Here is a 25,815-nt window from a genome sequence, read left to right on the forward strand (position 1 = left end):
GCATCCCCCTCCGGCAATGGCCGGCAATCATGGCCGAAACATCAGCCCGCACCCGGGCTCTTCGCATGCCGCTCATGCCGCCACCTCCAGATCCTGCGGCTTGCCGCCGGCGAGCGGGCGGATGCACAGCGCATGGTCGAATTCGGGACCGGCCCGTCGGGGCGGCGCGGCGCGGCAGGCGTCCACCGCGAAGGCGCAGCGCGGCGAGAACAGGCAGCCCGCCGGCCGGTCGTACTGGCCCGGCACCACGCCGGGGATCGAGGTCAGCACCCGCGAGGTCGCGCGCTCCGGCAACGCCGCCAGCAACGCCGCCGTGTAGGGATGGCGCGGCTCGCGGAAGAGGTCGCGGGTCGACGCCATCTCCACCTGCTGGCCGGCATATTGCACGATGACGCGCTGGGCCGTCTCGGCCACCACGCCCATGTCGTGGGTGATCAGCACCAGCGCCATGCCGCGCTCGCGCTGCAGGCGCACCAGCAAGTCGAGGATCTGCGCCTGGATGGTGACGTCGAGCGCCGTCGTCGGCTCGTCGGCGATCAGCAGCTTGGGATTGCAGGCGATCGCCATGGCGATCATCACGCGCTGGCTCATGCCGCCCGACATCTGGTGCGGGAAGGCGGCGAGCCGGCGCGCCGGATCGGTGATGCCGACCAGCTCGAGCAACTCGATCGCCCGGGCCTGGCGCTGGGCCCGGTTGAGATCGGTGTGGGTGCGCAGCGCCTCGCCGATCTGGAAGCCGACCGTGAAGCACGGGTTGAGCGAGGTCATCGGCTCCTGGAAGATCATCGCCATGTCGCGGCCGACGATGCCGCGCCGGGCGCGCGAAGACATGGTCCTGAGATCCTTGCCGTCGAAACGCATGGCGTCGGCGCTGACCCGGGCGGTCTTGGGCAGGAGCCCCATCACCGCCAGCATCGCCACCGACTTGCCCGAGCCGGACTCGCCGACGATCGAGACGATCTCGCCGGGATCGAGCTTCAGGGACACGCCGTCGACCGCCCGGAAATAACCGTGCCGGACCGGGAATTCGACGGTGAGGTTCTGGATTTCGAGCAGGGGCATCGTTCTGAAGGTCCCAATCGAAGGTCAGGGAAGAAACGGCGGGGCCGCGGCCCGCCCGGACCGCCCCGCCCGTTCCGCGGCCTCAGCCGCGCTTGAGCCGCGGGTCGAGCGCGTCGCGCAGCCCGTCGCCGAACAGGTTGATGGCCACCACCGTGGCCAGGATGGCGATGCCGGGCAGCGTCACCACCCAGGGCGCGCGCGTCAGGAACTCGCGGGCGGAAGCCAGCATCGAGCCCCATTCGGGCGTCGGCGGCTGGGCGCCGAGGCCGAGGAAGCCGAGCGCCGCCGCCTGCAGCAGCGCGTCGGAGATGCCGAGCGTCGCCTGCACGATCAGCGGCGCCACGCAGTTCGGCAGCACCGTGACGAACATCAGCCGGATCGGCCCGACGCCGGCGACCTTGGCCGCGACCACATAGTCCTTGGACAATTCCGTCAGGGCGGAGGCGCGCACCAGCCGGACATAGCGCGGCAGGAACACGATCAGCACGGCGATGATGGTGTTGACCAGGCTCGGCCCGATGATGGCCACCACCACGACCGACAGCACAAGGTCGGGCACGGACATGATGAGGTCCATGAAGCGCATCATCAGCGCATCGACCACGCCGCCGCGGAAAGCGGCGATCAGGCCGAGCGTCACGCCCATCAGCACCGAGGCGATCATCACGCTCACGCCGATGAACAGCGAGATCCGGGCGCCGTAGATCAGGCGCGAGAGCATGTCGCGACCGACGTCGTCGGTGCCGAGCGGGAAGACCCAGGACCCGCCCTCCTCCCAGACCGGCGGCTGCAGCACATGCTCGCGGAACTGCTCGTAGGGCGAATGCGGCGCCAGCAGGTTGGCGAAGATGGCGACGAGGATGATCAGGCCGATGAAGATCATGCCGGCGACCGCGCCGCGATTCTCCCTCAGGCTGTGCCAGGTCTCGGCGATCAGCGAGGGCGGCGCGGCCGGACGGGCCTGGGCGATGGTGGTGTCAGCGGCCATGGCGGATCCTCGGATTGACGAGGCCGTAGAGCAGGTCGACCAGGAGGTTGACCAGCACGACCACGATCGAGATGAGCAGGACGCCTCCCTGCAGCACGGGATAGTCGCGCCGGGACAGCGATTCGATCAGCCATTTGCCGACGCCCGGCCAGGAGAACACGGTCTCGGTCTGCACCGCGCCGGCGATCAGCGAGCTCACCTGCAGGCCGATCACGGTGATGACCGGGATCAGCGCATTGCGCAGCGCATGCAGGCCGACGACGCGAAGGGGGGACAGGCCCTTGGCCCGGGCCGTGCGGACATAGTCCTCGTTCAGGACCTCCAGCATGGCCGAGCGGGTGATGCGGGTGATGACCGCCAGCGGCAGGGTGCCGAGCACGATCATCGGCAGGATCAGGTGCTGCAACGCCGACAGGAAGGCGCCCTCCTGATCCGACAGCAGGCTGTCGATCAGCATGAAGCCGGTGACGGGCTCGATGTCGTAGAGCAGGTCGAGGCGGCCGGACACCGGCGTCAGGTCGAGCTGGACGGAGAAGAACAGGATCAGCAGCAGGCCCCACCAGAAGATCGGCATGGAGTTGCCGGTCACCGCGGCGGCGGTGACGACATAGTCGGCGGGCGAGCCGCGCTTCAGGCCGGCGATCACGCCGGCGGGGATGCCCAGCACGACGGCAAAGATCATGGCGCTGAGCGTCAGTTCGACCGTCGCCGGGAACAGCAGCATGAACTCGCGGAACACCGGCTCATGCGTCACCAGCGAGGTGCCGAAATCGCCGTGCAGGATCTGCCAGACATAGTCGAAGAACTGTTTCCACAGCGGCTGGTCGAGCCCCATCTCGTGGCGCAGCTCGGCCAGGCGCTCGGGCGAGATACCGCGCTCGCCGCGGCGTACTTCGATCGGGTCGCCCGGCACCAGGCGCAGCGCAAAGAAAGTCAGCGCGATCAGCGCCAGGAAGATCGGGAGCGTCAGGAGCACCCGCTTCGCGAAGAATTTCAGCATTCTTGCCGCCTCGGCGGATCAGGTCGACCGCACAATGCGAAAGCGCATCGTGTGCAGTGAACTCTGAAACGTTCGCCACTTCAACAGATTGTCGATTTTTCTGGAATGACGCCGGTGTCGTCGGCGCGCCCCCTTGAACGGGAAGCGGCCGCGCACCGGCGGGATGCAGAGCATCCGGGCATGCGCGGCCGCAGGGTCGGGGCCGGATTTACTTCAGCGTGACGCCGTAGAACTCATGACGGCCGAGGGGGGAGACCTTGTAGCCTTCCACATTGGCGGCGATCGGCTCGTAGACCACAGAATGAGCGATGGTCATCTGCGGCTGCTCGTCATGGGCGATCTGCTGCATCTCCTCGTAGAGCTTGGTGCGCTCGGCCTTGTCGAAGGTCTGGCGCGCCTTGATCAGGCGGTCATCGAACTCCTTGTTGCACCACTTCGACAGGTTCTGTCCGCCGGGACGGGCGGCGGCGCAGCCGAGCAGGAAGAAGAAGTTGTCGGGATCGCCGTTGTCGCCGGTCCAGCCGAGCTGGCCGGTCATGTGCTCGCCGGCCTGGAGGCGCTTGCGGTACTCGCCCCACTCATAGGTGACGAGCTTGGCGTTGACGCCGACCTTGGCCAGATCCGCCTGCATCATCTCGGCGATGCGCTTGGCCGCCGGATTGTAGGGACGCTGCACCGGCATGTACCACAGGTCGATGTCGAGCGAGGTGATGCCGGCCTTCTGCAGCAGCTCCTTGGCGGCTGCCGGATCATACTTGTAGTCGACGATCTTGTCGTTGTAGCCCCAGATCGTCGGCGGGATCAGGTTCTTCGCGGCCTGGCCGGCGCCCTGGTAGACGTCGCGGATGATCGCATCCTTGTCGATCGCCATGGTCAGCGCCTGCCGCACCTCCTTCTTGTCGAGCGGCGGCTTTTCCATGTTGAAGGCCCAGTAGGCGATGTTGAGGCCGGGCTGCGACAGGAGGTTGATCTTCTTGTCCTCCTTCATCGCCTTGAGGTCGGCCGGGTTGGGATAGCCCATCACCTGGCACTCGCCCTTCTGCAGCTTGGCGAAGCGGGCGGTCGCGTCGGCGGTGATGGCATAGACCAGGCCGTCGAGCTTGGACTTGCCGGCCCAGTAGTCCGGGAAGGTCTTGTAGCGGATCACCGCGTCCTTCTGGTAGCCGGTGAACTGGAACGGGCCGGTGCCGACCGGCTCCTGGTCGAACTTCTCGGGCGTGCCGGCCTTCAGCAGGTAGTCGGCATATTCGGCCGAATGGATGGTGGCGAAGTCCATGGCGAAGTTGGCGAGGATCGGCGCGTTCGCCTCGGTCAATGTCACCTTCACCGTATGGTCGTCGACCTTCTCGACCGACTTCAACAGCTTGGGCATGTCCATGTCGTTGAAGTAGTCGTAAGCGCCGCCCGAGATCTTGTGGTAGGGATGGTCCTCCTTCCACTGGCGATTGAGCGAGAACAGCACGTCGTCGGCGTTGAATTCGCGGGTCGGCTTGAAGCCCTTGTAGGAATGGAACTTCACGCCCTTGCGCAGATGGAAGGTGATCTCCAGCCCATCGGGCGAGATGTCCCACTTCTCCGCGAGGCCGGGCACGACATTGGTGGTGCCGCGCTCGAATTCCACCAGCTGATTGTAGACCGGGCGCGCGGCGTCGAGCGAGGTGCCGGTGGTGTTCAGGGCCGGCGTGAAGTTCTCGGGGCTGCCTTCCGAGCAGTAGACGAGCGTCTTGGCGTTGACGGCGGTCGAGCCGAGCAGCGCCGCGAGCGCCGCCGTCATCAAGCCGGTTTTCAGGGTCTTCGACATGGTTTCCCCATCTGTTGTTAGCAGCGTGGTCCGCGCAAGACGCTGGAACGAATCATCCAATTGACGCCCCTGCCGCGCGGTCTGTGCCTCGCTTGAGGCCGCATGGAAGCCTTTTTGCGGCAACGGAGCAAATGATTTTTGGCGTTGCCGGCGCGTTCGCGCGTCTTCGAAAGAAAACACCCCGCGACCGGAGCGCGGGGTGCCGAAAATGTCCGAAAATGCCGATCAGCGGTCGCTTTCCGACAGTCACGCCTTGAACTGGTCAAGCTTCTTGAAGTGTTCGGCCAGGAGGTAGTAGACGGTAAGCCGCGACTTTGTCCTGTCGGCCTTCATCTTGTCGAGCGCCGCCTTGATCGCGGCGTCCAGCGTCGCGTCCGCGTCCTTGAGCCCGAGCTTCTTCTTGAGGAAATTGTCGCGCACCCGGGCAAGTTCTTCCGGATCGCTGGCGGCGACCCACCGGGAATCGGCCTTGCCCAGAACGAGCGCGTAGGTCTTCGCCAGGCCGGCAACGACAGCTTCGTCGACGCTGCCGGTGTATTTCTTGACATCGGCGATGTAGCTAGCCAGATCCGCCATCCTTCCTGTCTCCTCAGCAGTTTCCGTGCCCGCGCTACTTTGACGCGAGGGGACATAAGGCCATGAGTCCGCGAATTCCGCCACGGGTTTTATTCCCGAAAGCAGCGGAACTGCGGATCTCCCCCATTTATTGACAAGATCAGCGGCGTTCGACGCCCCTCATCCCCGCTTCGCCTCGATCGCGTCCCAGATCGCCACGGCGAGATCCGGCCCGCCCAGGCGCTTGATCGCCCGGATCCCGGTCGGCGAGGTGACGTTGATCTCGGTGAGATTGCCGTCGATCACGTCGATGCCGACGAAGATCTGGCCCATGCGCTTGAGCGCCGGGCCGATGCGCTCGCAGATCTCGCGCTCGCGCGCCGTCAGGTCGGCGGGGCGGGCGGCGCCGCCGCGCACCATGTTGGAGCGGATGTCGCCGGGCTGCGGCACCCGGTTGACCGCACCGGCGGCGACGCCGTCGACCAGGATGATGCGCTTGTCGCCCTCGGACACCTGCGGCAGGAAGCGTTGCACCACCCAGGGTTCGCGCGACATCGTCGAGAACAGGTCGAACAGCGAGCCGAAGTTCGGATCCTCGGGGGCCAGCTTGAACACTGCGCCGCCGCCATGGCCGTAGAGCGGCTTCATCACCACGTCGCCATGCTCGGCCCGGAACGCCTCGATCTCCGCCCGATCGCGGGTGACCAGGGTCGGCGGCATCAGTTCGGGGAATTCGGTGACGAAGATCTTCTCGGGCGCGTTGCGCACCCAGCCGGGATCGTTCACCACCAGCGTTGCCGGGTGGACGCGCTCGAGCAGGTGCGTCGTCGTCACATAGGCCATGTCGAAGGGCGGGTCCTGGCGCAGCAGCACCACGTCGAAGCCGGCAAGATCGGTTCGGGCGGCCGCGCCGGCGGTGACGTGATCCCCCTCGACGTCGCGCACCGTGACCGGCCTGACGCTGGCGGAGATCCGGCCGTCGCGCATGGACAGCGTCTCCGGCCCGTACACCGACAGGCCGTGGCCCCGCGCCTGTGCCTCCAGCATCAGGGCGAAGGTGGAATCGCCCCGGATGTTGATCCGCTCGATCGGGTCCATCTGGACGGCAACGTTCAAGGCCATGGGCAGTCCCCCTTCGCAGTCAAAAGCGCAGGCTTCTCAGATAAGCATCAGGACTTCGGTGCGACAGCCCGCGCCCGGGCATCCTTCGTCATATGGAAGATCACGAAGGAGGCAAGGCCGGTCGCGGCCACGGCGATCGGCAGCGGCAGGGCGCTGGCGCCCAGCGCATGCCCGACCAGGGCGCCGATGGCGGCGCCGCTCAGCATCTGCGTGAAGCCGGCAAAGGACGAGGCGGCGCCCGCCCTGTCCGGAAACGGCGTCAGAGCCCCGGCCATCGCCTGCGGCATGACCAGGCCGACGCCGGCGAGATAGAGCGCCATCGGCAGCACGATCTCGGCGGGATGGCCGATGCCGGCCATGACCAGGGCGAGCATTGCGACGCCGCCGGCCGCCAGGCAGAGCACGCCGATCGCCAGGGTCCGCTCCAGCCCGACGCGCGGCACGAGCCGCTGCGCCAGCAGCGTGCCGATGATATAGCCCACGACGCCGACGACGAAGGCGATGCCGAACGCCATGATCGACAGGCCGTAGACGCCCTGCAGCACGAAGCTGGAGGCGGAGATCCAGGCGAACAGGCCGCCATAGGTCAGCGACATCAGAGCGAGATAGGCCAGGAACCCGCGGCTGCGCGTCAGGCCGGCAAAGCTCCTGGCGATGCCGAACGGCGAGATCGGCGCCGGGTTGGGAACCTTCAGCGTCTCCGGCAGCTTGCGCGCCACCACCAGGCTGCCCGCCCCCGCCAGCGCCGCCGCCAGGATGAAGCTCGCCTGCCAGCCGAATCCGGTCTGCAGCACGCTGCCGATCACCGGCGCGACCGCCGGCACCAGCCCCATGATCGTGCCCATGCGCGACAGCTCGCGCGCGGCCCGCGGTCCCTCATAGAGGTCGCGCACCACGGTGCGCGCCAGCACGATCGGCCCGGAAGCGCCGAAAGCCTGCAGGAACCGCGCCGCCATCAGCCATTCGATCGAAGGCGCCGCCGCGCAGAGCAGGCTCCCGGCGATGAACAGCGTCAGCCCGCCGAGCAGCGGCCGTCGCCGGCCGATCTTGTCGGCCACCGGACCGTAGATCACCTGGCCCGCAGCAAAGCCCAGCAGGAACACCGAGAGGGTGAGCTGCACGTCGGCTGTCGAGGCGCCCAGCGCCTGCCTGATCTCGGGCAGCGACGGCAGGTACATGTCGGTCGAGAGCGGGCCGAGCGCGGTCAGGAGCGCGAGCAGCGCCGTCAGGGCGAACGTATCGGGGCGGAGCATGAGGTGATCGGATTGTCCTGGCAGGAGCCCCCTTCTGGGCCAGGACGCGGCAAACCGCCAGCCCCGACACGTCCCCCGTGTCGGTTTGTCCCGGTCCGGCCGGCCGAACCGGCAGCGCCGGCGCGCCCCGCCTCGCGGTCACGGCCTGGCGGCGGCCTCGGGATTGCCGACATAGCCCATCACCAGCACCAGCCCGGTGTCGGCCTGGCGCAGGGCGAACAGGAAGGGCTTGTCGACCTTCACCGCGACGCGCCGGGGCGGCAGGCTGCGCAGCGTCGTCACCGCGGTCGCCGCGGCGGCCTCCGTGCCCTTCTCGTCGACGCCGATCACCGTTTTCTGAACGATGCTGGCGATGGGCTGCGGCACCGGCGACAGGCCGCCGAGCGCCGACTTCGCCTCCCGCGCCGGCTTCAGGCCGAGCTTGTCGGCGGCATCGAGCAGGTCGAAGCTGCCCGAGAGCGAGAAGCGCGGCAAGGCGAGATCGGCCTGGGTCTCGGCAAAGCCCTCGCCGGAGAGCCAGGCCGCGGCCGGGCCGAATGCGTCCGGCTTGCCGGGCTTGTCCTTGGTGGTCATGACGACCAGGGAGTAGCCCGGCGTCGCATAGGGCAGGTCGACGGCGACGAAGTGCTCGTCCTGGCGCAGCCGCACGGCGCCGGCCGCATGCATGGTCGGCACCGTCGCCGTGCCGCCGTCGGCCGTGGCGAAGGGAGCCGGCCGGGTCGCCTCGGCATCGAACGGCGCCTTCCAGTCATCCTTGAAATGCAGGGCATTGAGCGCGACCAGCCCCGCCCCGGTCAGCGGCTCCTCCAGGAGGGTCGGGATCAGCCCCCTGGTCTTTTCCGCGACCAGGCTGTTGAGCCGGTCGCGTGTGCCGGGGTCGTCGAGGCTTTCCACCGACACCTCGGCGCCGGCCGCCTTCAGCTTCTCCATGGCCGCGGGGAACGGCTTCACGGACGGATCGAACACCACGGCCCCGGCAAAGGCGAGCGGCCCGGACGCTGCGGGTCCGGTCAGCGGCGCCAGCGCCTGGCGCAGGGCTGCCAGGTCGGCGGCCGGCTTGCCGCCCTTGCCGGAGAAGCCGAGGGTCTTGTGGATCGCCGCCTGCATCGGCGGGCTGGCGCCGAGATCGAGCAGGGCCAGCGGCGCGGCCAGGCTGGCGGGCGAGACGATGATGTTGACGGGGGCCTTCGCGTCGCGCGCGATCTCTCCGATCAGGCCGAAGCCGAGCCGGTCCTGCGCCGCCAGCCGCCGTGTCTCGGGCGTCACCACCTCTGCCTGCATCCTGGCCTCCCCCTGCTCGGCCGTCGCCGGCCTGGATTTCGAGGCGGCAAGGACGGCATGGCCCGCCGTGCCGGCCAGGAGGCCGGCGCACAGGGACGTCAACAGCATGGCTCTGCGCATGGCGTTCCAGTTCCCGATCGGATGCTTCCGGCCCGCATCACGGCACGGCGCCAGCCGCGGCGCCGTGCCGTTTGGCACGGTGGCCACGCCCGAGCGTCAGCTTATGCGCAAACGGCGACGCCGCCCACAGCGCGGGTTGAAAAATCCGGAAGGCCGTTCACGCCGCCTGGCGCTGCCGGCCGCGGAATCCCTCGCGGATGTAGCGGGCCAACTCGGGGGCGATGGCGCTCTGCCGGGCCTGGGCCATGTAGAGCGAGATCGAGAACGGCGGCAGCGGCGGCAGCCCGGATTGCGGTCCGAGGATCTCCAGGTGCCGCAGCACGGTGGTGGAGAGCTGCGCCGTCACGGCGAGATCGGTCTCGACCGTCGCCGTGACCGCTTCGACGCCGATCTCCGAGATCGCCCACCAGGAAATATCCTGCTCGGCCAGCGCCGTGACGACGGGCGTGCGGAAGACGCAGGTCTCGGCACCGAGGGCGACCGGCAACGGCCGGCTGCGATGGGCATCGCCGCCTTTGGCGCCGACCCAGACGAGGCGGTCGACCGCCAGCGTCTCCGCCCCGGCACCCGGCTGGAGCTCCTCCACCAGGGACAGATCGACCTTGCCGGCCTGCAGGCATTCGAGCAGCCGCGCGGAGGTCTCGCACACCAGGCTGATGCGAATGTTCGGATAGGCCCGCGCGAACGTCTTGAGCACGGTGGGCAGATAGGCACTGACCAGGTCGTAGGGTACGCCGAGGCGGACCTCGCCGGTGTGCAGCGGGATGGTCATCTCCGCGAAGATCTCGTCGTTGAGGGCGAGCATCCGCCTGGCCTTGCCGAACAGGCGCTCGCCCGCTCCGGTCAGCCGCAGTCCCTTGCGGTCACGTTCGAACAGCCGCGCCTCGAAGGTCTCCTCCAGGCGCTTGATCTGCTGGCTGACGGCCGCCTGGGTCAGGTTGAGCGCATTGGCGGCCGACGTCATGCCGGCCGTCTCGGCGACGGCGATGAAGGAGCGCAGCAGGCTCGTATCGATATTCCGGATCACACGGCACCCCCAACTCTCGCCGGCCCGCCATTGAATAACAAAGCCTTATGATTTCGATCATATATATTAGTTTCCGTGATTCAAGCTGCCTTGGTAGGGTTCGTCGTCAACTCGCAAGGAGGTTGCCATGATCGCGTCCTCGCTGCCCCATCGCCCCATCGTCGTCATCGGCCGCGTGCCGGTTCGGGCCCGCTTGATCGCCGCATGGCGCCGGCTGGTGCACGAGCTTCGGATCCGCAACGATCTTCGCCGGCTCGGCGCCTTCGACGATTCCGCCCTGTCCGATCTCGGCGTCTCGCGCGGCGGGATCGAGGGCGCCGTCCGCGACGGCCGCAGCTGAATCTCCGGCCGGCCGGACGGTGGCTCGTCCGGCCGGTCAGACGTCCGGTTTGCCGCGATGCGCCGGATTACGCCTTCCTCACGCCGCTGCGCCTCGATATAAGGCCCCGTCCGTGACTCCAGGAAGATGTGTCCATGCGCAGCGCCGCCATCGAGCGCACCACGAAGGAAACCTCGGTTTCCGTCTCCGTCGATCTCGACGGAGCGGGCCGCTACGACGTCGCCACCGGCGTCGGCTTCTTCGACCATATGCTCGAGCAGCTGTCGCGCCATTCGCTCATCGACATCACGGCCCGCGCCAAGGGCGACCTCCACATCGACGACCACCACACGGTGGAGGACGTCGGCATCGCGCTCGGCCAGGCCGTGCGCCAGGCCATGGGCGACATGAAGGGCATCGCCCGCTATGCCCATGCCTATCTGCCGATGGACGATACGCTGACGCGCGTCGCCATCGACGTGTCCGGCCGTCCCTTCCTGGTGTTCAAGGTCGAGTTCCCGCGCGAGAAGATCGGCACCTTCGACACCGAGCTGGTTCGGGAATGGTTCCAGGCCTTCGCCATGAACGCGGGCGTGACGCTGCACGTCGAGACGCTCTACGGCGACAACGCCCACCACATCGCCGAAAGCTGCTTCAAGGCGCTGGCGCGCACCTTGCGCGCGGCGCTGTCGATCGATCCGCGCAGCGCCGGCGAACTGCCGACCACCAAGGGCAGGCTCGGGGGCTGACATGGCATCCTGGATCGTCCTAGAGCCGCCGGCCAGGCCGCCCGGGTCCTTCGAGGCCGCCGAGGAAAGCGTCTTCGTCAAGGATGGCTGGTGCTGGCCGGCGCTGCTGCTTCCGCCGATCTGGCTGCTGTGGCGGCGGATGTGGCTGGTGTTCCTGCTCTGGCTCCTCGCCATGGTGGCGATCAACCTGGCCGCCGCCGCGAGCCCGGCCTCGGGCGTGCTGATCGGAGCGGCCCAGACGCTTTTCGCGCTCTGGTTCGCGCTCGAGGCCAACGCCTTGCGCCGCTGGACGCTGCAGCGCCAGGGCTGGCGCTTCGTCGGCATCGCCGCCGGCTCCGACCGGTTCGAGGCCGAGCAGCGCTATTTCGCGCGCCGAGAGCAGGCTCCTCCGCCAGCTCCGCCCATGCGTCCGGCCCCGCCTGCGCATGAATCGGTGCTCGGCGTCTTCCCGCAGCCCTGGAGCCAGCCGCGATGACCACGGCGATCGTCGACTATGGCTCGGGCAACCTCCACTCCGCCCGCAAGGCCTTCGAGCGCGCCGCCCGCGACTTAGGTCTCGCCGCCGACATCGTCGTCACCGCGGATCCCGATGCAGTGTGCCGGGCCGAGCGCATCGTCCTGCCCGGCGTCGGTGCCTTCGCCGACTGCAAGCGGGGGCTCGCAGCCGTGCCCGGCATGGTCGCGGCGCTCGACGAGGCGGTGATCCGCGCCGGCCGGCCCTTCCTCGGCATCTGCGTCGGCATGCAGCTCATGGCCGCGCGCGGCCTCGAATTCGAGACCACCGAGGGCCTGGGCTGGATCGCGGGCGATGTCCGCCTCCTCACCCCGGCCGATCCCGGCCTGAAGATCCCGCATATGGGCTGGAACACGCTCTGGGCGCATCGCGACCATGCGCTGCTGCGGGGCATACCGACCGGCCCCAACGGACTGCACGCCTATTTCGTGCATTCCTATCACATGGTGCCGACATCTCCGGACGTCGTGGTGGCCGAAGCCGACTATGCCGGGCCGGTGACGGCCATCGTCGGCCGCGACAACATCGCCGGCACCCAGTTTCATCCCGAGAAGAGCCAGCGCCTCGGCCTGGCCCTGATCGCCAATTTCCTGACGTGGCGGCCGTGATCCTCTATCCCGCGATCGATCTGAAGGAAGGACGCTGCGTCCGCCTGGTCCAGGGCGACATGGCCCAGGCCACCGTCTTCAACGACAGCCCGGCCGAGCAGGCCAGGGCCTTCGAGGTCATGGGCTTCACCCATCTCCATGTCGTCGATCTCGACGGCGCCTTCGCCGGCCGGCCGATGAACGCGGCCGCGGTCGAGGGCATCCTCGCCGCCGTCGCCATGCCGGTGCAACTGGGCGGCGGCATCCGCGACATGGCCACCGTGGACGGCTGGCTGGGCAAGGGCGTCGCGCGCGTCATCATCGGCACCGCGGCGGTGCGCGACCCGGCCTTCGTCAAGGCGGCCGCCCGGGCTCATCCCGGCCGCGTCGCCGTCGGCCTCGACGCTCGCGACGGCCTGGTCGCGGTGGAAGGCTGGGCCGAGGCCTCCACCCTGACCGCCGCCGAGCTTGCCCTTCGTTTCGAGGATGCGGGTGTGGCGGCGATCGTCTACACCAACATCGCCCGGGACGGCATGCTGCAGGGCATCGACTGGGAGGGTACGCTGGCGTTGGCCGAGGCCATCCGCATCCCCGTCGTCGCCTCCGGCGGCCTCGCCTCGATCGCCGACATCCGGCGGCTGATGCAGCCGGATGCCCTGAGGCTCGAAGGCGCGATCGCCGGACGCGCGCTCTACGACAGGCGGCTCGACCCGGGCGAGGCGCTGGCGCTGGTTCGCGCCGGCGGCAGGGAGGCTCGCCCATGAAAGTCGCATTGATCTTCGTCCCCTACGATTCCGGCCGGTTCATGGCCCGGTGGGGTCTCGGTCCCGTCGCGATCCGCAAGGCCGGCCTCGCCGACGCCCTGGCGGCGGCGGGCCACAACGTCACAGAGACCGTCCTCCTCCCGGGCGACGCCGATCCGCGCGAGATCACCACCGGCTTTGCGGTGGTGGCGGAGATCGCCCGCGCCACGCAGGCGGCCCTGGCCGGCGGCCGCTTTCCCCTGGTCGTCGCCGGCAACTGTCTGTCGGCCCTGGGCGTGTGCGCCGGCGTCGGCGCCGACTCCGCCGTCTGGTTCGACGCCCACGGCGATGTCAACACCCCCGAGACCACCGGATCCGGCCTGCTCGACGGCATGGCGCTGGCGACGGTGATGGGCCGCTGCTGGCCGAAGCTGGCGGAGGCCGTGCCGGGCTTCGCCCCGATCGCCGGCGACCGGGTGGTGCTGGCCGATGCGCGCGACCTCGATCCCGCCGAGGCCGCCTTCATCGCCGCCGAGGGCATCCGCCATGTGCCGGCCGACCGGGCCGCGGCGACCGCCGCCGCCGTACCGGGGGTGAGGCGCGCCTATCTGCATCTCGATCTCGACGTCCACGATCCGGCGCGGCTGCCCGTCAACCGCTACGCCGTTCCCGGCGGCCTCGCCCCGGGGGCTCTCGATGCTGCAGTGCGGGACGTGGCCCAGGCCGTGCCCGTCGCCGGGGCGGCGATCACAGCCTACGATCCGGCCGTCGACCCCGACGGCCTGACGCCGCCCGCCGTGCTGACGCTCGCCGCCGCCCTGGTCGGCGCCGTCGCCGAGCGCTGGCGCTGGGATGCCGTCAGCGCCGCCGTGAAGCTGTGATCCGGCTCCCAGCGGCAGGCTGAAGTGACGCCGGGCTGGTTTTCTGTCATGATGCAGTGCAAAGAAGGCGGACCATCGTCTTCCCGCCTGCCAGGTATCGTCCCAAGGTTCCGTTCCGGATGCTGAAAGCCCGCGTTATTCCCTGCCTCGACGTCAAGGACGGCCGGGTGGTCAAGGGCATCAACTTCGTCGACCTCGTCGACGCCGGCGATCCCGTCGCCTGCGCCCTCGCCTATGATGCGGCCGGAGCGGACGAATTGTGCTTCCTCGACATCAACGCCACGCATGAGAACCGCGGCATCATGTTCGACGTGGTGCGGCGCACGGCCGAGGCCTGCTTCATGCCGCTAACCGTCGGCGGCGGCGTGCGCACGATCGAGGACATCCGCAATCTGCTGCTGGCCGGTGCCGACAAGGTGTCGATCAACTCCGCCGCCGTGGCGCGCCGGGCCTTCGTCGGCGAGGCGGCCGAGAAGTTCGGCCAGCAATGCATCGTCGTGGCGATCGACGCCAAGAAGGTCTCGCAGCCGGGCGAGGCGGACCGCTGGGAGATCTTCACCCATGGCGGTCGCAAGTCCGCCGGCATCGATGCTCTCGCCTTTGCCCGCGAGGTGGTCGACCTCGGCGCCGGCGAGATCCTGCTGACCTCCATGGATCGCGACGGCACCAAGTCCGGCTTCGACATCGCCCTGACCCGCGCCGTGGCCGACGCCGTGCCGGTGCCGGTGATCGCCTCCGGCGGCGTCGGCACGCTCGACCATCTCGTCGCCGGCGTGCGCGAAGGCCATGCCACGGCCGTGCTCGCCGCCTCGATCTTCCATTTCGGCACCTTCACGATCGGCGAGGCCAAGGCGCATATGGCGGCGGCCGGCCTGCCGATGCGCATGGACATGGCCGCATGAGTTTCAGCCTTTCCGACCTGGCGGCGCGGGTCGAGGCGCGCGCCGCGGCCTCTCCCGAGGAATCCTGGACCGCGAAGCTCCTGGCCGCCGGCCCCTCGCGCACGGCCAAGAAATTCGGCGAGGAAGCCGTAGAGTTCGTCATCGCCATTGCCGAAGGGGACGAGAAGCAGATTGTCGGCGAAGCCGCCGATGTGCTTTACCATCTCCTGGTCGCCCTCAGGGCACGGGACGTGGCGCTGGACGCGGTGATGGCGGAGCTCGGGAAGCGGACGGCGCGCTCGGGTCTGGCCGAGAAAGCGGCGCGGACGCCGAGATGAGGCGCGGATCGGCCCGGCATCGGCGGGCCCCTGGACAACGGCGCGGGCAGCCGGGAGCAACGAGCATGGGGCGGACCTCTTGGACAAGGTGATCACGCCGGACCTGTCGCCCTATCGCGTGTTCTCGCGGGACGAGTGGGCCGGTCTGCGCGCCGACACGCCGATGACGCTGACGGCCGACGACCTCAACCGGCTGCGCTCGCTGAACGACCCGGTGTCGGTCACCGAGGTCGAGCAGATATACCTGCCGCTGTCGCGCCTGCTCTCGCTCTATGTTGCCGCAACCCAGGGTCTGCATCGCGCCACCCAAGCCTTTCTCGGCACCCAGGACGGCAAGGTACCGTTCCTGGTCGGCGTCGCCGGATCGGTCGCGGTCGGCAAGTCGACCACGGCGCGCGTGCTCAAGCAGCTGCTGGCGCGCTGGCCCAACACGCCCAAGGTCGACCTGATCACCACGGACGGCTTCCTGTTCCCCAATGCCGTGCTCAAGGCCCAGGGCCTGATGGAGCGCAAGGGATTTCCCGAAAGCTACGACACGTCGACGCTGCTGCGCTTCCTCGCCGACATCAAGGCCGGCAAGGACCATGTGGTGGCGCCGGTCTATTCGCACCTGGTCTACGACGTGGTGCCGGGGCAGACGGTGACCATCGACCGGCCCGACATCCTGATCGTCGAGGGCCTCAACGTGCTGCAGCCGGCCCGCCTGCCCCGGGACGGCAAGGCCATTCCCTTCGTCTCCGACTTCTTCGACTTCTCGGTCTATCTCGATGCCGACGAGGTTCTGCTGCGCCGCTGGTATGTCGAGCGTTTCATGACGCTGCGCGAGACCGCCTTCCGCGATCCGAAGTCATATTTTCGCAAATATGCCGACCTATCCGAGGGCGAGGCGCTCGAGACGGCGCACGGTCTGTGGAGCCGCATCAATCAGCCCAACCTCGTCGAGAACATCCTCCCGACCCGCCCGCGCGCCGACCTCTTGCTGCGCAAGGGCGAGAGTCATGCGATCGAGGAGGTCTCGCTGCGTAAGCTGTGACGTGCCGCCGCGCAACGAGGACAAGGCATCATGATGTTCGGCCGCAGGGCACTGGTCGTCACCGCGGGCATTACGCTTCTGGTCGGCGTGATCCTCGGCCTGTTCCCGGCCATCGACTTCGAGGTTTCGGACTTCTTCGAGGATACGAGCCCAAGCTTCGACCTGCGCCTGTCTTCCCTGGCCGTGCATCTGCGGATCTTCGGCATGTTTCTGCCGGCCTGCGTGGCCGGCCTGTTCATCGCCATGCTGCTGGTCAAGCTGCTGCGGCCCCAGGCCCGCCTTCCCGTCGACGCCCGCGGCCTGATCGCGGTGCTGGCGACCTTCCTGCTCGGGCCGGTGCTGCTGGTCAACGTCGTGCTCAAGGAGCATTGGGGACGCGAGCGGCCATCGACGGTGGTCGAGCAGGTCGAGCAGGGTGAAGTGCCGCTGACCTCCTGGTGGAACGTCGGCGGCTCCTGCCGCTCCAACTGCTCCTTCGCCTCGGGCGAAGTCTCCAGCGCCACGGTGCTGATCGCGGCGGCTGCCGTGCTGCCGGCGGCGGTCGCCGGCGTGGCCACCGCCGCCGCCGTGGCGATCACCATCGCCGTCGCCCTGCTGCGCCTGGCCTTCGGCGGCCATTTCCTGTCCGACGTGCTGTTGGCGGCCCTGTTCACCCATCTGATCGCCGTCGTCATGCTGCGCCTCATGCATGATCCGCGCTGGTGGGCCGGCCGCCCCGGGGCGATCGAGGCCCGGCTGGCGGCTCGACGGCATCCGCATCCTCCGGTGGTGCCCGGCAGTTCCTGAATCCGGGCGAATCGACTTGCGTGGCCGCTTTCGCCGCCTATAGTCGCCCGCGATTTTTCCGGAGCCTCTTGATGTCTAAGACCGTGAAGAAGGTGGTGCTTGCCTATTCGGGCGGGCTCGACACCTCGATCATCCTGAAATGGCTGCAGACCACCTATGGCTGCGAGGTGGTGACCTTCACCGCCGATCTCGGCCAGGGCGAGGAGTTGGAGCCCGCCCGCCAGAAGGCGCTGCTGCTCGGCATCAAACCGGAAAACATCTTCATCGAGGACCTGCGCGAAGAATTCGTGCGCGACTACGTCTTCCCGATGTTCCGCGCCAACGCCCAGTATGAGGGCCTCTACCTGCTCGGGACCTCGATAGCGCGGCCGCTGATCGCCAAGAAGCAGATCGAGATCGCCGAAAAGGTCGGCGCCGACGCGGTCTGTCACGGCGCCACCGGCAAGGGCAACGACCAGGTGCGCTTCGAGCTCGGCTATTACGCCCTCAAGCCCGACGTCACCATCATCGCGCCCTGGCGCGAATGGGACCTGCGCTCGCGCGAGGCGCTGATCCGCTTCGCCGAGGAGAACCAGATCCCCATCGCCAAGGACAAGCGCGGCGAGGCGCCGTTCTCGGTCGACGCCAATCTCCTGCACTGCTCCTCCGAGGGCAAGGTGCTGGAGGATCCGGCGATCGAGGTGCCGGACTATGTCTATTCCCGCACGGTCGATCCGGAGAAGGCGCCGGACACGCCGACCGTCGTCGCCATCGACTTCGAGAAGGGCGATGCCGTCGCCATCGACGGCGTCAGGATGAGCCCGGCGACGCTGCTGGCCAGGCTGAACGAGCTCGGCCGCATCAACGGCATCGGCAGGCTGGACCTGGTCGAGAACCGCTTCGTCGGCATGAAGTCGCGCGGCATGTACGAGACCCCGGGCGGCACCATCCTGCTGCTGGCCCATCGCGGCATCGAGAGCATCACGCTCGACCGCGGCGCGGCCCATCTCAAGGATGAGCTCATGCCCAAATATGCCGAGCTCGTCTACAACGGCTTCTGGTTCTCGCCCGAGCGCGAGATGCTGCAGGCCCTGATCGACAAGAGCCAGGAGGCGGTCACCGGCTCGGTGCGGCTCAAGCTCTACAAGGGCGGCGTGCATCTGATCGGCCGCGAGAGCCCCTATTCGCTCTACAGCCAGGACCTCGTCACCTTCGAAGAGGGCGCCGTCGCCTACGATCACCGCGACGCCGCCGGCTTCATCAAGCTCAACGCCCTGCGCCTGCGCACCCTGGGCAGCCGCAAGCGCAAGCTCGGCGTCTGAGCCCCGGCTCCGCGCGCCATCGCCGGCGGCCCGGGCCGCCGGCCCATGCCATTTCAGAACCATGTCATCAGGAGGAACCCCATGGCCGGACAACCCGGAACTGCCATCGTCACCGGCGCCGCCACCGGTATCGGACAGGCCATCGCCCTGGCGCTGCTGGACAATGGCTGGTCGGTGGTGCTGACCGGGCGGCGCAAGGCGGCGCTGGACGAGGTCGTCGCCAACCATCCGCGTGCCGCCTCGGCCCTGGTCGTGCCGTCCGACGTGACCGATCCGGCCTCGGTGGCCGCTCTCTTCCGCGCCACGGTCGACAGGTTCGGCCGGGTCGACCTCCTCGTCAACAATGCCGGCACCAACGCCCCGCCGATCAACCTGGAAGAGCTCAGCGTCGAGCAGTGGAAGAGCGTCATCGACACCAACGTCACCGGCGTGTTCCTGTGCACCCAGGAAGCCTTCCGCGTGATGAAGGATCAGGTGCCGCGCGGCGGCCGCATCATCAACAACGGCTCGGTCTCGGCGACGACGCCGCGCCCGAACTCGGCGCCCTACACCGCCTCCAAGCACGCGGTCGAAGGCCTGACCAAGTCGACCGCTCTCGACGGGCGCAAATATGACATCGCCTGCGGCCAGATCGACATCGGCAACACCCTCACGCCGATGGCGGCCAAGATGACCACCGGCGTGCTGCAGCCCGATCTTTCGGTCAAGATCGAGCCGACTTTCGACGTCAAGCATGTCGCCGACGCCGTGCTCTACATGGCAGGCCTGCCGCTCGACGCCAACGTGCTGCACCTCACCGTCATGGCGACCAAGATGCCTTTCGTCGGCCGCGGCTGAACCGCGCCAACGTCCCTTTCGCAAGGTTTCCCGCCCCTCTTCCGACCGGAAGAGGGGCTTGTTCTTTCCAAGCCGCGCTTCTTCAATCGGCGCAGCATGCGCATCAGGCGCACTGTCCCATCATGAAGCCGGCCCGGCGGAGCGATCCGCCGGGCCGGCTCTGCGTTTCATTCGCAGCGTTCTCGCCTCAGCGGAAGGCTCCCGAAAGAGCTCCGCCGATCAGCGCGCCGCCGACCGCGCCCATGAAGGCGTCGCCGGCCGTGTTCCTCGGCGGGGCCTCGCGCTCGATCACCACCGGCTCCTCCGCCGCCGGCCTGCGGCGGACGACCTGAGGCTGCTCTTCCACCACCGGGCGGCGACGGGCCTGCCGCGGCGCCTGCTCCTCGACCGCGGGCTGCTGGCGCGCGATCTTCTGGGCCTTCTGCTTCTTGGCGGCGAGCGCGGCGGCCTCGGCGGCCTTCTTCTGGAACTGCCCGAAGGCGGCTTCGGTTTCGGTCAACAGTGCTTCATATTGCGGCTTGTCGAGATAGCCGGTTGCCGCGGCGCCGCGCGCCGTCTGCCACTTGCCGATGGCGACGCGGGTCTTGGTACCGAAATTGCCGTTGAACGTGGACGGATCGAAGCCCGCCAGCTTCAGGCGCTGCTGGACCGCCTTGTGGGCGGCGAGGGTCAGGTTGAGCGCGTCCTCCGTCTCGGCCGAACTCGGCCCCTGCACCGTCTGCCTGACGATCGGCGTCGCACCCTGGAGCGGCACGATGCCGGCCGGCGGCGTCAGCGCCGCCTGCTTGACACGCTGGATCGCATTGCGGGCAAGGCCGACATAGAGGCCGTTCGGATAGGTGTCGAGATAGGACTGGTAGTCTTCCAGGGTGTTCGATTGCCTTACGGCGGCCCACAGGGCGTTCTCCCGGCCGAGCGCGGCGCCGTCGTCGGCCTGGGTGGCCGGCTGCAGCTGGCCGGCCACGGCCGGCTGCGGCTGGGCGGGCGCCACCGGCGCGGCATCTGTCGCGACCGGCCGGAGCGGATTGAGGAAGACGTCGCCGGTGAGCGAGGCCTGGATCCAGGGCCGCTGGCGGTTGTCCGTCAGCCGCAGCACCGAACTGGTGACCTTGTTCATGACGCTGCTGAGGCTGGTGCTGTCGCCGATATTGTCCAGGAGCGCCTCGGTGAAGGGCGAGTGCTTGCCGGATCCGTCGAGCGCGACATTGCCGGGGTCGGTGGCGAAGGCGATCAGGGAGCCTTCGGTCGCCGCCTGGTTGACGATCTTCATGTCCGCCATGCCGCTGACCACGGTGATGGCCCGCGAGGTCAGCGCCAGGTTGCGAGACAGCGGGTTGTTGCGGCAGGCATCGAGCAGGGCGATCTTCAGCTTCACGTCGCGGGACATCTGGTCGATGACGAAGCCGACCTTGGTGATCTCGAAATCGACGGAGAGCGAGTCCTCGAGCTTTGCGTCGATCGGCACGATGTAGTTCTCGCTGTTCACCTGCATGCCGTGGCCGGCATAGAAGAACAGCCCGACATCGGCGCCGGCGACGGCGCGGGCGAAACGCTGCACCACGGCGTTCATGTTTTGCTTGTCGAGGTCGTAGCCCTCGACCACCTCGAAGCCCATGCCGCGGAGCTTGTCGGCCATGGCCCGGGCGTCCGTGGTCGGGTTGGGCAAGGGCGCCGTGTGGACATAGGCGCCATTGCCGATGACGAGCGCGACACGCCTCTCGGCAAGCGCTGCGCCCTGCAAGCCGACCCAGGCGACGAATGCCAGGGCCAGGAGGCGGAATATGCGCGTCATGATCGATCCTCAGCCATGCCAGCCGATCGCCGAGCCGGCCGCTTCGGCGGAAGCCCGGCCGCAGGCCGCAGGCGCGCGCCCGTTCCACGCTCCCGGCCTCGAGGCAGAAGGCTTCACGCCCTGGCGGGCACCCCTGCGATCAGCACCGCAATGGAGGTAACATCGGGGCCGGCGACCGGCTGTGCGCTTTCGCACATGGCCCCGGAGCGGATGGCTCCGGCGGCCGTCATGCGGCGCTGCGCGTCTTGATCCAGCGGTCGAAGCCGACGGCCAGGATGATGATCAGGCCGATCACGATCTGCTGCACATAGCTCGACACGTTGTTGAGCACGAGCCCGTTGACCAGGACGCCGATCAGGATCGCCCCGACCACCGTGCCGGCCACCGACCCCGATCCGCCGAACAGGCTGGTGCCGCCGATTACCACCGAGGCGATGACGGTCAGCTCGTAACCGATGCCGGCCACGGCCTCCGAAGAGTTCAGCCGCGCCGAGAGCACGAAGCCGGCGAGCCCCGCGAAGAAGCCGACGATGACGTAGACCGACAGGATGATGCGGTCGACCGGCAGGCCCGACAGGCGCGCCGCCTCCGGATTGCCGCCGACGGCATAGATATGGCGGCCGTAGCGGGTGTGGCGCAGCACGACGTGGCAGATCACGGCGCAGGCGAGGAAGATGATCACCGGCACCGGGATGGAGCCGACATAGCCCTGGCCCCACCAGCGATAGTCGGCCTCGAAGCCCGAGATCGGCCCGCCGCCGGAGAACCACAGGGTCATGCCGCGGAAGGCGGAGAGCCCGCCGAGCGTCACGACGAAGGGCGGCACCTTCAGCCTGGTGATGCCGAGGCCCTGGATCAGGCCGCCGGCAAGGCCGACGCCGATCGCCGCCAGCATCGCCGCCATGGCGCCATGCCCGGCCGCGGCGCTGTCGTCGAGCGACAGGGTGTTGCCGGTCGAGCCCTTGGCCACGGCCGCGGCGATCATGCCGGCCAGGGCCAGCAGCGAGCCGACGGAAAGATCGATGCCGGCCGTCAGGATGACGAAGGTCATGCCGAGCGCGATCAGGCCGGTGATCGAGATCTGGCGCATGACGTTGAACAGGTTGGTCGAGTTGAGGAAGCGCGGCTCCAGCACCGCGAACACCGTCATCATCGCCAGGAGGAAGATCAGCGGCGCCAGGCCCGCGACGAAGCGGCCCAGGGCGCGGCGGTCGGGTGCGGGCTTGCCGGGAGCGTTGTCTGTCATGACGATCAGGCCGCGTCGCGTTGTTCGAGGGTCATCAGGGTCATCAGCCGCTCCTGGGTGGCGTCGTTGGCCGACACTTCGCCGGTGATGCGTCCCGCCCGCATGGTGATGATCCGGTCGGAGACCGCCATGACCTCCGGCAGGTCTGACGATATGGCGATCACGGCGACGCCGCGCGAGGCGAGCTGGTCGAGCAATTCGTGCACCTCCGCCTTGGCGCCGATGTCGACGCCGCGCGTCGGCTCGTCGACGATCAGGATCTTGGGCTCCAGCTGCAGCCAGCGCGCCAGCACGATCTTCTGCTGGTTGCCGCCGGACAGCGCTCCGACCCGCTGGCCGGGATCGCGCATGCGCACATGCATGGACCGGCGGAAACTCTCCAGCGCCCTGCCCTCCGCCGCCTCGTCGACGAAGACGCCCAGCCGCGAGAAGCGCTCCAGCCCGGCGATGGAGAAGTTCTGCCGAATGGCGAGGTCGAGGAACAGCGCCTGCTGCTTGCGATCCTCCGGCACCAGGCCGATGCCGTGGCGGATGGCGTCGCGCGGGGTGCGGATGGTCACCGGCCGGCCGTCGATCCGGATCTCGCCGTCCGCCGCCGGGTCGGCGCCGAACACGGCGCGGGCGAATTCCGTGCGCCCGGCCCCGACCAGGCCGGCGATGCCGAGAATCTCGCCGGCCCGCACGTCGAGGCTGATGCCGCGCAGCACCGTGCCGTGGCTGCGCTGGCCGGTGGCGAGCGTCGTCAATCCGCGCGTCGCCAGCCTGACCTCGCCGGCCTGGTGGCGCCGCTCCGGGCGGCGGTAGAGCTCGGAGGCCGAGCGCCCCACCATCAGCTCGATGATCTGCGGAATGGTCAGCCCCTCGCGGTCACGCCGGCCGGCGAGCCGGCCGTCGCGCAGCACGGTGAAACGATCGCAGATCTGCATCGCCTCCTCGAGCCGATGGGTGACGAACAGGATGCTGACGCCCTCGCCGCGCAGCTGGCGCATGATGCCGATCAGCCGCTCGACCTCGGCCTCGGTCAGGGCCGAGGTCGGCTCGTCCATCACCACCAGCCGCGCCTTCATCGACAGGGCGCGGGCGATCTCGACCATCTGCTGCTCGGCCACCGACAGAGCCGAGACCGGGGTCGCAGGGTCGATGGCCAGGCCAATGCGGTCGAGGTGGCGGCGGGCCATGGCCGACATCTGCGGCCAGTCGACGAACAGGCCCATCCGCTTCGGCTCGCGGCCGATGAAGATGTTCTCGGCCACGGTCAGCGTCGGGATCAGGTTGAATTCCTGGTAGATGGTGACGATGCCGAGCGCCTGCGCCGCCAGCGGATTGGCCAGCGTCGTCGGGGCGCCGTCCCACAGCATGGTGCCGGAATCGGGCGGCTGCGCCCCGGCGATGATTTTCAGCAGGGTCGACTTGCCGGCACCGTTCTCGCCGAGCAGCCCGTGCACCTCGCCGGGCAGCACGGTGATGCCGACATCGTCCAGCGCCTGGACGCCGAGGAAGCGCTTGGAGAGCCCGGACAGGGCGAGAAGGGGAGATGGCATGGCGCGGTCCCGGCCGGGAAGGGCGGCAGACGGAGACGCGGAGGATCCTCTCCCCCGGAGGGAGAGGGGTTCCCCGCGCCTCGTTCCTGAAGGCGGCCCGCCTCCCTGCTACTTCACCTCGCCGAGGCGCTCGGCCTTGTCGAGATTGTCCTTGGTCAGGACGATCGGGGTCAGCAGCGTCACCGCCTTCTCCGGCTTCTTGCCGTCGCGGGCGAAGGCGACGGCGATGCGCATGGCGATGCGGCTCTGCTCGCCGGGGAACTGCTCCACGGTACCGGCCATGCCGCCTTCCTTCACCATCTTCAGCGCCTCGGGCAAGGCGTCGAAGCCGTAGATCTTGATGTTGGCGAGGTTGCGCGCCTTGGCCGCCTCCATGGCGCCCAGCGCCATGTCGTCATTGGCGCAGACGATCACGTCCGGCGGGGTCGCGGCGCCGGCCAGGCCCGCCTCCGTCACGCTCAGCGCTTCGGCGCGGGCGAAGTTCGCCGTCTGCTCGAACACGATCTGGTACTTGTCCTTGACCTTGTCGAGGACGTTGTGGAGGCCCTTGTTGCGGTCGATCGCCGGGCCGGCGCCGGGCTGGCCCTGCAGGTGGAAGATCCTGGCGCCGTCCGGGAAGGCGGCGATGATGGCATGGCCCTGCGCCTCGCCGCCGGCGACGTTGTCGGCGCCGACATGGGCGAGAATGCCCTCGACGTCCTTGACCCGCCGGTCGATGGTGACGACCGGCACGCCCGCCTCGACGGCGGCCTGAAGGGCCGGCGCCATGGCGTTGACGTCCAGCGGCGAGATGACGATGGCGTCGACCTTCTGGGTCACGGCCGCCTCGACGTCGCCGGTCTGCTTGGTCGCCTGGTTCTGGCCGTCGGTCTCGATCAGCTTGATGTCGCCGAGCGTCGCAGCCTCCGCGGCCAGCTGCTTTTGCATATGCACGAAGAACGGGAAGGACAGGCTCGGCAAGGACGTGGCGATGGTCAGCGCCTTGCCGGCGGCGAACACCGGCCCCACCCCGAACGTGAGGCCGACGGCGGCGAGACTGGTTCCTTGCAGAAATTGACGGCGGTTCATGGCGTTCATCCCTCGTTTTGCGCCCTCTGGCGAAGCGCTGATTCAAGAATGAAGCGCAATCGTTTGCCGGGTCAATCCCAATCTGCCGCTCTTCGCGCCTCAGCCGCGCGGCCCGACCAGGGCGAACATGGCCCCCTGCGGATCGCGGCATTGCACGATCCAGTCGCCGTTGGGCACTTCCATCGGCCCGGCCAGGATCTCCCCGCCCCCGTCCCGCACCCGTTTTTCGGCAGGGGCGATCCCGTCGACGTTGAAGTAATAGCGCCAGAAGGGAGCGGGCATGTCCGCCGGCTTGGTCATCATGCCGCCGGCGGCCTTTCCGCCGATGTCGAAGAGCTGGTAGGTGCCCATCGGCCCCATGTCGAACGCCTGGCCCTTGGTCCAGCCGAAGTGCCGGGCATAGAAGGCATAGGCGCTTTCCCACTCCGCGGCGAAGAGCTCGTGCCATCCGACATGGCCCGGCGTGCCGGGCGTCGCAGCCGGCGGAGGCTCGCTCGTCCCCTTGAACAGGCACATCACCGCGCCTTGCGGATCGGCGACGACCGCGAAACGGCCGATGCCGGGAATGTCGTCACCCGGGCGATGGATCTTGCCGCCTTCCCGCTCGAAGGCGGCGGCGGCGGCATCGACGTCGTCGACCGCGACATAGCCGATCCAGCCCGGTCCCCCGCCGCCCGGGCAGGCCGCGCCGTCGGGCAGCGCCATCATCCCGCAAACCGGGGTCTCCCCGACGGTGAAGAGGGTATAGGGCATGCCCGGCATGCCTGCGTCATGCCCGCTCCAGCCGACCACGCTGCGGTAGAAGGCCTCCGCGGCCTTGGGGTCGGTGGTCATCAGTTCATACCAGACGAAAGTGCCACGGGATGCTTGCATGATGACAGCTCCAGTTGTTCGGATCGAGGGCACGGTGATCGCGCCAGGATGCGCGATGATCCGGGCGGCAAGAAGACTTCGTCCGGCCGCCCCGGCCGCACCCGGCCGGAGCGAGGT

At 68.6% G+C, this 25,815-nt stretch carries 26 protein-coding genes; 12 read left to right on the plus strand and 14 right to left on the minus strand.

All coding sequences use genetic code 11. The annotated features are described in order from the left end of the window. Positions 1-72: 72 nt before the first annotated feature. The 9 genes from AC27L4_RS08230 to AC27L4_RS08270 form a co-directional block, all read right to left on the minus strand. Positions 73-1,062 (minus strand): ABC transporter ATP-binding protein, encoded by a 990-nt coding sequence (locus AC27L4_RS08230; RefSeq protein ID WP_487141597.1) that lies wholly within the window; start codon positions 1,060-1,062, stop codon positions 73-75. Between the two features lie 82 nt (positions 1,063-1,144). Beyond that, the gene (locus AC27L4_RS08235) at positions 1,145-2,050 is read right to left on the minus strand and encodes an ABC transporter permease subunit (protein WP_487141598.1); all 906 of its coding nucleotides are present in this window, start codon (positions 2,048-2,050) and stop codon (positions 1,145-1,147) included. Next, positions 2,040-3,050 carry an ABC transporter permease subunit gene (locus tag AC27L4_RS08240; protein ID WP_487141599.1) on the minus strand — a complete coding sequence of 337 codons (1,011 nt, stop codon included), beginning with the start codon at positions 3,048-3,050 and terminating at the stop codon, positions 2,040-2,042. The genes AC27L4_RS08235 and AC27L4_RS08240 overlap by 11 nt, the downstream gene beginning before the upstream one ends. A gap of 208 nt (positions 3,051-3,258) precedes the next feature. Next, positions 3,259-4,851, minus strand: coding sequence for an ABC transporter substrate-binding protein (locus tag AC27L4_RS08245; RefSeq protein ID WP_487141600.1), 1,593 nt, complete (start codon positions 4,849-4,851; stop codon positions 3,259-3,261). Positions 4,852-5,097: 246 nt separating this feature from the next. Then, positions 5,098-5,418 carry a DUF2853 family protein gene (locus AC27L4_RS08250; RefSeq protein WP_487141932.1) on the minus strand — a complete coding sequence of 107 codons (321 nt, stop codon included), beginning with the start codon at positions 5,416-5,418 and terminating at the stop codon, positions 5,098-5,100. Positions 5,419-5,586: 168 nt separating this feature from the next. After that, positions 5,587-6,528: a glutathione synthase gene (gshB, locus tag AC27L4_RS08255; protein WP_487141601.1), complete on the minus strand. Its 942-nt coding sequence runs from the start codon at positions 6,526-6,528 to the stop codon at positions 5,587-5,589. 47 nt (positions 6,529-6,575) lie between these two features. Further along, a complete protein-coding gene (locus AC27L4_RS08260; RefSeq protein WP_487141602.1) occupies positions 6,576-7,781 on the minus strand; it encodes a multidrug effflux MFS transporter in 1,206 nt (401 codons plus the stop codon). 138 nt (positions 7,782-7,919) lie between these two features. Then, positions 7,920-9,170 (minus strand): serpin family protein, encoded by a 1,251-nt coding sequence (locus AC27L4_RS08265; protein WP_487141603.1) that lies wholly within the window; start codon positions 9,168-9,170, stop codon positions 7,920-7,922. Positions 9,171-9,339: 169 nt separating this feature from the next. Continuing rightward, a complete protein-coding gene (locus AC27L4_RS08270; RefSeq protein ID WP_487141604.1) occupies positions 9,340-10,209 on the minus strand; it encodes a LysR family transcriptional regulator in 870 nt (289 codons plus the stop codon). A 127-nt stretch (positions 10,210-10,336) separates the two neighbouring features. Between AC27L4_RS08270 and AC27L4_RS08275 the strand changes: the two genes are divergently transcribed. The 12 genes from AC27L4_RS08275 to AC27L4_RS08330 all read left to right on the plus strand — a co-directional run bounded on the left by AC27L4_RS08275 (position 10,337) and on the right by AC27L4_RS08330 (position 19,178). Further along, positions 10,337-10,549, plus strand: coding sequence for a hypothetical protein (locus AC27L4_RS08275; protein ID WP_487141605.1), 213 nt, complete (start codon positions 10,337-10,339; stop codon positions 10,547-10,549). 134 nt (positions 10,550-10,683) lie between these two features. After that, on the plus strand, positions 10,684-11,277 hold the full coding sequence (gene hisB, locus AC27L4_RS08280; RefSeq protein WP_487141606.1) for an imidazoleglycerol-phosphate dehydratase HisB: 594 nt from the start codon (positions 10,684-10,686) through the stop codon (positions 11,275-11,277). Position 11,278: 1 nt separating this feature from the next. Next, a complete protein-coding gene (locus AC27L4_RS08285; protein WP_487141607.1) occupies positions 11,279-11,752 on the plus strand; it encodes a DUF2628 domain-containing protein in 474 nt (157 codons plus the stop codon). Then, complete coding sequence (gene hisH, locus AC27L4_RS08290) at positions 11,749-12,399, plus strand: imidazole glycerol phosphate synthase subunit HisH (protein WP_487141608.1); 651 nt, start codon at positions 11,749-11,751, stop codon at positions 12,397-12,399. Before AC27L4_RS08285 ends, hisH begins: the two co-directional genes overlap by 4 nt. Continuing rightward, on the plus strand, positions 12,387-13,142 hold the full coding sequence (gene hisA / locus AC27L4_RS08295; RefSeq protein ID WP_487141609.1) for a 1-(5-phosphoribosyl)-5-[(5-phosphoribosylamino)methylideneamino]imidazole-4-carboxamide isomerase: 756 nt from the start codon (positions 12,387-12,389) through the stop codon (positions 13,140-13,142). Before hisH ends, hisA begins: the two co-directional genes overlap by 13 nt. Next, entirely contained in the window at positions 13,139-14,002 is an 864-nt protein-coding gene (locus tag AC27L4_RS08300; RefSeq protein WP_487141610.1) for an arginase family protein, read from the plus strand. Before hisA ends, AC27L4_RS08300 begins: the two co-directional genes overlap by 4 nt. Before the next feature lie 119 nt (positions 14,003-14,121). After that, on the plus strand, positions 14,122-14,904 hold the full coding sequence (gene hisF / locus AC27L4_RS08305) for an imidazole glycerol phosphate synthase subunit HisF (protein ID WP_487141611.1): 783 nt from the start codon (positions 14,122-14,124) through the stop codon (positions 14,902-14,904). Next, complete coding sequence (locus tag AC27L4_RS08310; RefSeq protein WP_487141612.1) at positions 14,901-15,221, plus strand: phosphoribosyl-ATP diphosphatase; 321 nt, start codon at positions 14,901-14,903, stop codon at positions 15,219-15,221. The genes hisF and AC27L4_RS08310 overlap by 4 nt, the downstream gene beginning before the upstream one ends. A 79-nt stretch (positions 15,222-15,300) precedes the next feature. Next, a complete protein-coding gene (gene coaA / locus AC27L4_RS08315; RefSeq protein ID WP_487141613.1) occupies positions 15,301-16,254 on the plus strand; it encodes a type I pantothenate kinase in 954 nt (317 codons plus the stop codon). A gap of 30 nt (positions 16,255-16,284) precedes the next feature. Continuing rightward, positions 16,285-17,040 carry a phosphatase PAP2 family protein gene (locus tag AC27L4_RS08320; RefSeq protein WP_487141614.1) on the plus strand — a complete coding sequence of 252 codons (756 nt, stop codon included), beginning with the start codon at positions 16,285-16,287 and terminating at the stop codon, positions 17,038-17,040. Positions 17,041-17,111: 71 nt separating this feature from the next. Next, the gene (locus AC27L4_RS08325) at positions 17,112-18,341 is read left to right on the plus strand and encodes an argininosuccinate synthase (RefSeq protein ID WP_487141615.1); all 1,230 of its coding nucleotides are present in this window, start codon (positions 17,112-17,114) and stop codon (positions 18,339-18,341) included. A gap of 81 nt (positions 18,342-18,422) precedes the next feature. Next, positions 18,423-19,178 carry an SDR family oxidoreductase gene (locus tag AC27L4_RS08330; RefSeq protein WP_487141616.1) on the plus strand — a complete coding sequence of 252 codons (756 nt, stop codon included), beginning with the start codon at positions 18,423-18,425 and terminating at the stop codon, positions 19,176-19,178. Positions 19,179-19,365: 187 nt separating this feature from the next. Here AC27L4_RS08330 and AC27L4_RS08335 read toward each other — a convergent pair whose 3' ends face one another. The 5 genes from AC27L4_RS08335 to AC27L4_RS08355 form a co-directional block, all read right to left on the minus strand. Continuing rightward, positions 19,366-20,970 carry a caspase family protein gene (locus AC27L4_RS08335; protein WP_487141617.1) on the minus strand — a complete coding sequence of 535 codons (1,605 nt, stop codon included), beginning with the start codon at positions 20,968-20,970 and terminating at the stop codon, positions 19,366-19,368. Positions 20,971-21,196: 226 nt separating this feature from the next. Then, positions 21,197-22,216 (minus strand): ABC transporter permease, encoded by a 1,020-nt coding sequence (locus AC27L4_RS08340; RefSeq protein ID WP_487141618.1) that lies wholly within the window; start codon positions 22,214-22,216, stop codon positions 21,197-21,199. 5 nt (positions 22,217-22,221) lie between these two features. Continuing rightward, the gene (locus AC27L4_RS08345; protein WP_487141619.1) at positions 22,222-23,757 is read right to left on the minus strand and encodes a sugar ABC transporter ATP-binding protein; all 1,536 of its coding nucleotides are present in this window, start codon (positions 23,755-23,757) and stop codon (positions 22,222-22,224) included. A gap of 108 nt (positions 23,758-23,865) precedes the next feature. After that, positions 23,866-24,825 carry a substrate-binding domain-containing protein gene (locus AC27L4_RS08350; protein WP_487141620.1) on the minus strand — a complete coding sequence of 320 codons (960 nt, stop codon included), beginning with the start codon at positions 24,823-24,825 and terminating at the stop codon, positions 23,866-23,868. Between the two features lie 99 nt (positions 24,826-24,924). Continuing rightward, positions 24,925-25,698, minus strand: a complete 774-nt coding sequence (locus AC27L4_RS08355; protein ID WP_487141621.1) for a VOC family protein — start codon at positions 25,696-25,698, stop codon at positions 24,925-24,927. Positions 25,699-25,815: the final 117 nt, after the last annotated feature.

Source organism: Labrys sp. Lb11 (assembly GCF_057554225.1).

What these genes read in the sequence shown, in the direction of transcription:
- AC27L4_RS08265 (WP_487141603.1), bottom strand. Translation starts at nt 9,170, where the DNA reads ATGCTGTTGACGTCCCTGTGCGCCGGCCTCCTGGCCGGCACGGCGGGC.
- AC27L4_RS08260 (WP_487141602.1), bottom strand. Translation starts at nt 7,781, where the DNA reads ATGCTCCGCCCCGATACGTTCGCCCTGACGGCGCTGCTCGCGCTCCTG.
- AC27L4_RS08325 (WP_487141615.1), top strand. Translation starts at nt 17,112, where the DNA reads ATGTCTAAGACCGTGAAGAAGGTGGTGCTTGCCTATTCGGGCGGGCTC.
- AC27L4_RS08335 (WP_487141617.1), bottom strand. Translation starts at nt 20,970, where the DNA reads ATGACGCGCATATTCCGCCTCCTGGCCCTGGCATTCGTCGCCTGGGTC.
- AC27L4_RS08355 (WP_487141621.1), bottom strand. Translation starts at nt 25,698, where the DNA reads ATGCAAGCATCCCGTGGCACTTTCGTCTGGTATGAACTGATGACCACC.
- AC27L4_RS08300 (WP_487141610.1), top strand. Translation starts at nt 13,139, where the DNA reads ATGAAAGTCGCATTGATCTTCGTCCCCTACGATTCCGGCCGGTTCATG.
- AC27L4_RS08320 (WP_487141614.1), top strand. Translation starts at nt 16,285, where the DNA reads ATGATGTTCGGCCGCAGGGCACTGGTCGTCACCGCGGGCATTACGCTT.
- gshB (WP_487141601.1), bottom strand. Translation starts at nt 6,528, where the DNA reads ATGGCCTTGAACGTTGCCGTCCAGATGGACCCGATCGAGCGGATCAAC.
- AC27L4_RS08230 (WP_487141597.1), bottom strand. Translation starts at nt 1,062, where the DNA reads ATGCCCCTGCTCGAAATCCAGAACCTCACCGTCGAATTCCCGGTCCGG.
- hisF (WP_487141611.1), top strand. Translation starts at nt 14,122, where the DNA reads ATGCTGAAAGCCCGCGTTATTCCCTGCCTCGACGTCAAGGACGGCCGG.
- AC27L4_RS08275 (WP_487141605.1), top strand. Translation starts at nt 10,337, where the DNA reads ATGATCGCGTCCTCGCTGCCCCATCGCCCCATCGTCGTCATCGGCCGC.
- AC27L4_RS08245 (WP_487141600.1), bottom strand. Translation starts at nt 4,851, where the DNA reads ATGTCGAAGACCCTGAAAACCGGCTTGATGACGGCGGCGCTCGCGGCG.
- AC27L4_RS08235 (WP_487141598.1), bottom strand. Translation starts at nt 2,050, where the DNA reads ATGGCCGCTGACACCACCATCGCCCAGGCCCGTCCGGCCGCGCCGCCC.
- hisH (WP_487141608.1), top strand. Translation starts at nt 11,749, where the DNA reads ATGACCACGGCGATCGTCGACTATGGCTCGGGCAACCTCCACTCCGCC.
- AC27L4_RS08240 (WP_487141599.1), bottom strand. Translation starts at nt 3,050, where the DNA reads ATGCTGAAATTCTTCGCGAAGCGGGTGCTCCTGACGCTCCCGATCTTC.
- AC27L4_RS08340 (WP_487141618.1), bottom strand. Translation starts at nt 22,216, where the DNA reads ATGACAGACAACGCTCCCGGCAAGCCCGCACCCGACCGCCGCGCCCTG.
- AC27L4_RS08330 (WP_487141616.1), top strand. Translation starts at nt 18,423, where the DNA reads ATGGCCGGACAACCCGGAACTGCCATCGTCACCGGCGCCGCCACCGGT.
- AC27L4_RS08350 (WP_487141620.1), bottom strand. Translation starts at nt 24,825, where the DNA reads ATGAACCGCCGTCAATTTCTGCAAGGAACCAGTCTCGCCGCCGTCGGC.
- AC27L4_RS08345 (WP_487141619.1), bottom strand. Translation starts at nt 23,757, where the DNA reads ATGCCATCTCCCCTTCTCGCCCTGTCCGGGCTCTCCAAGCGCTTCCTC.
- AC27L4_RS08285 (WP_487141607.1), top strand. Translation starts at nt 11,279, where the DNA reads ATGGCATCCTGGATCGTCCTAGAGCCGCCGGCCAGGCCGCCCGGGTCC.
- AC27L4_RS08310 (WP_487141612.1), top strand. Translation starts at nt 14,901, where the DNA reads ATGAGTTTCAGCCTTTCCGACCTGGCGGCGCGGGTCGAGGCGCGCGCC.
- hisB (WP_487141606.1), top strand. Translation starts at nt 10,684, where the DNA reads ATGCGCAGCGCCGCCATCGAGCGCACCACGAAGGAAACCTCGGTTTCC.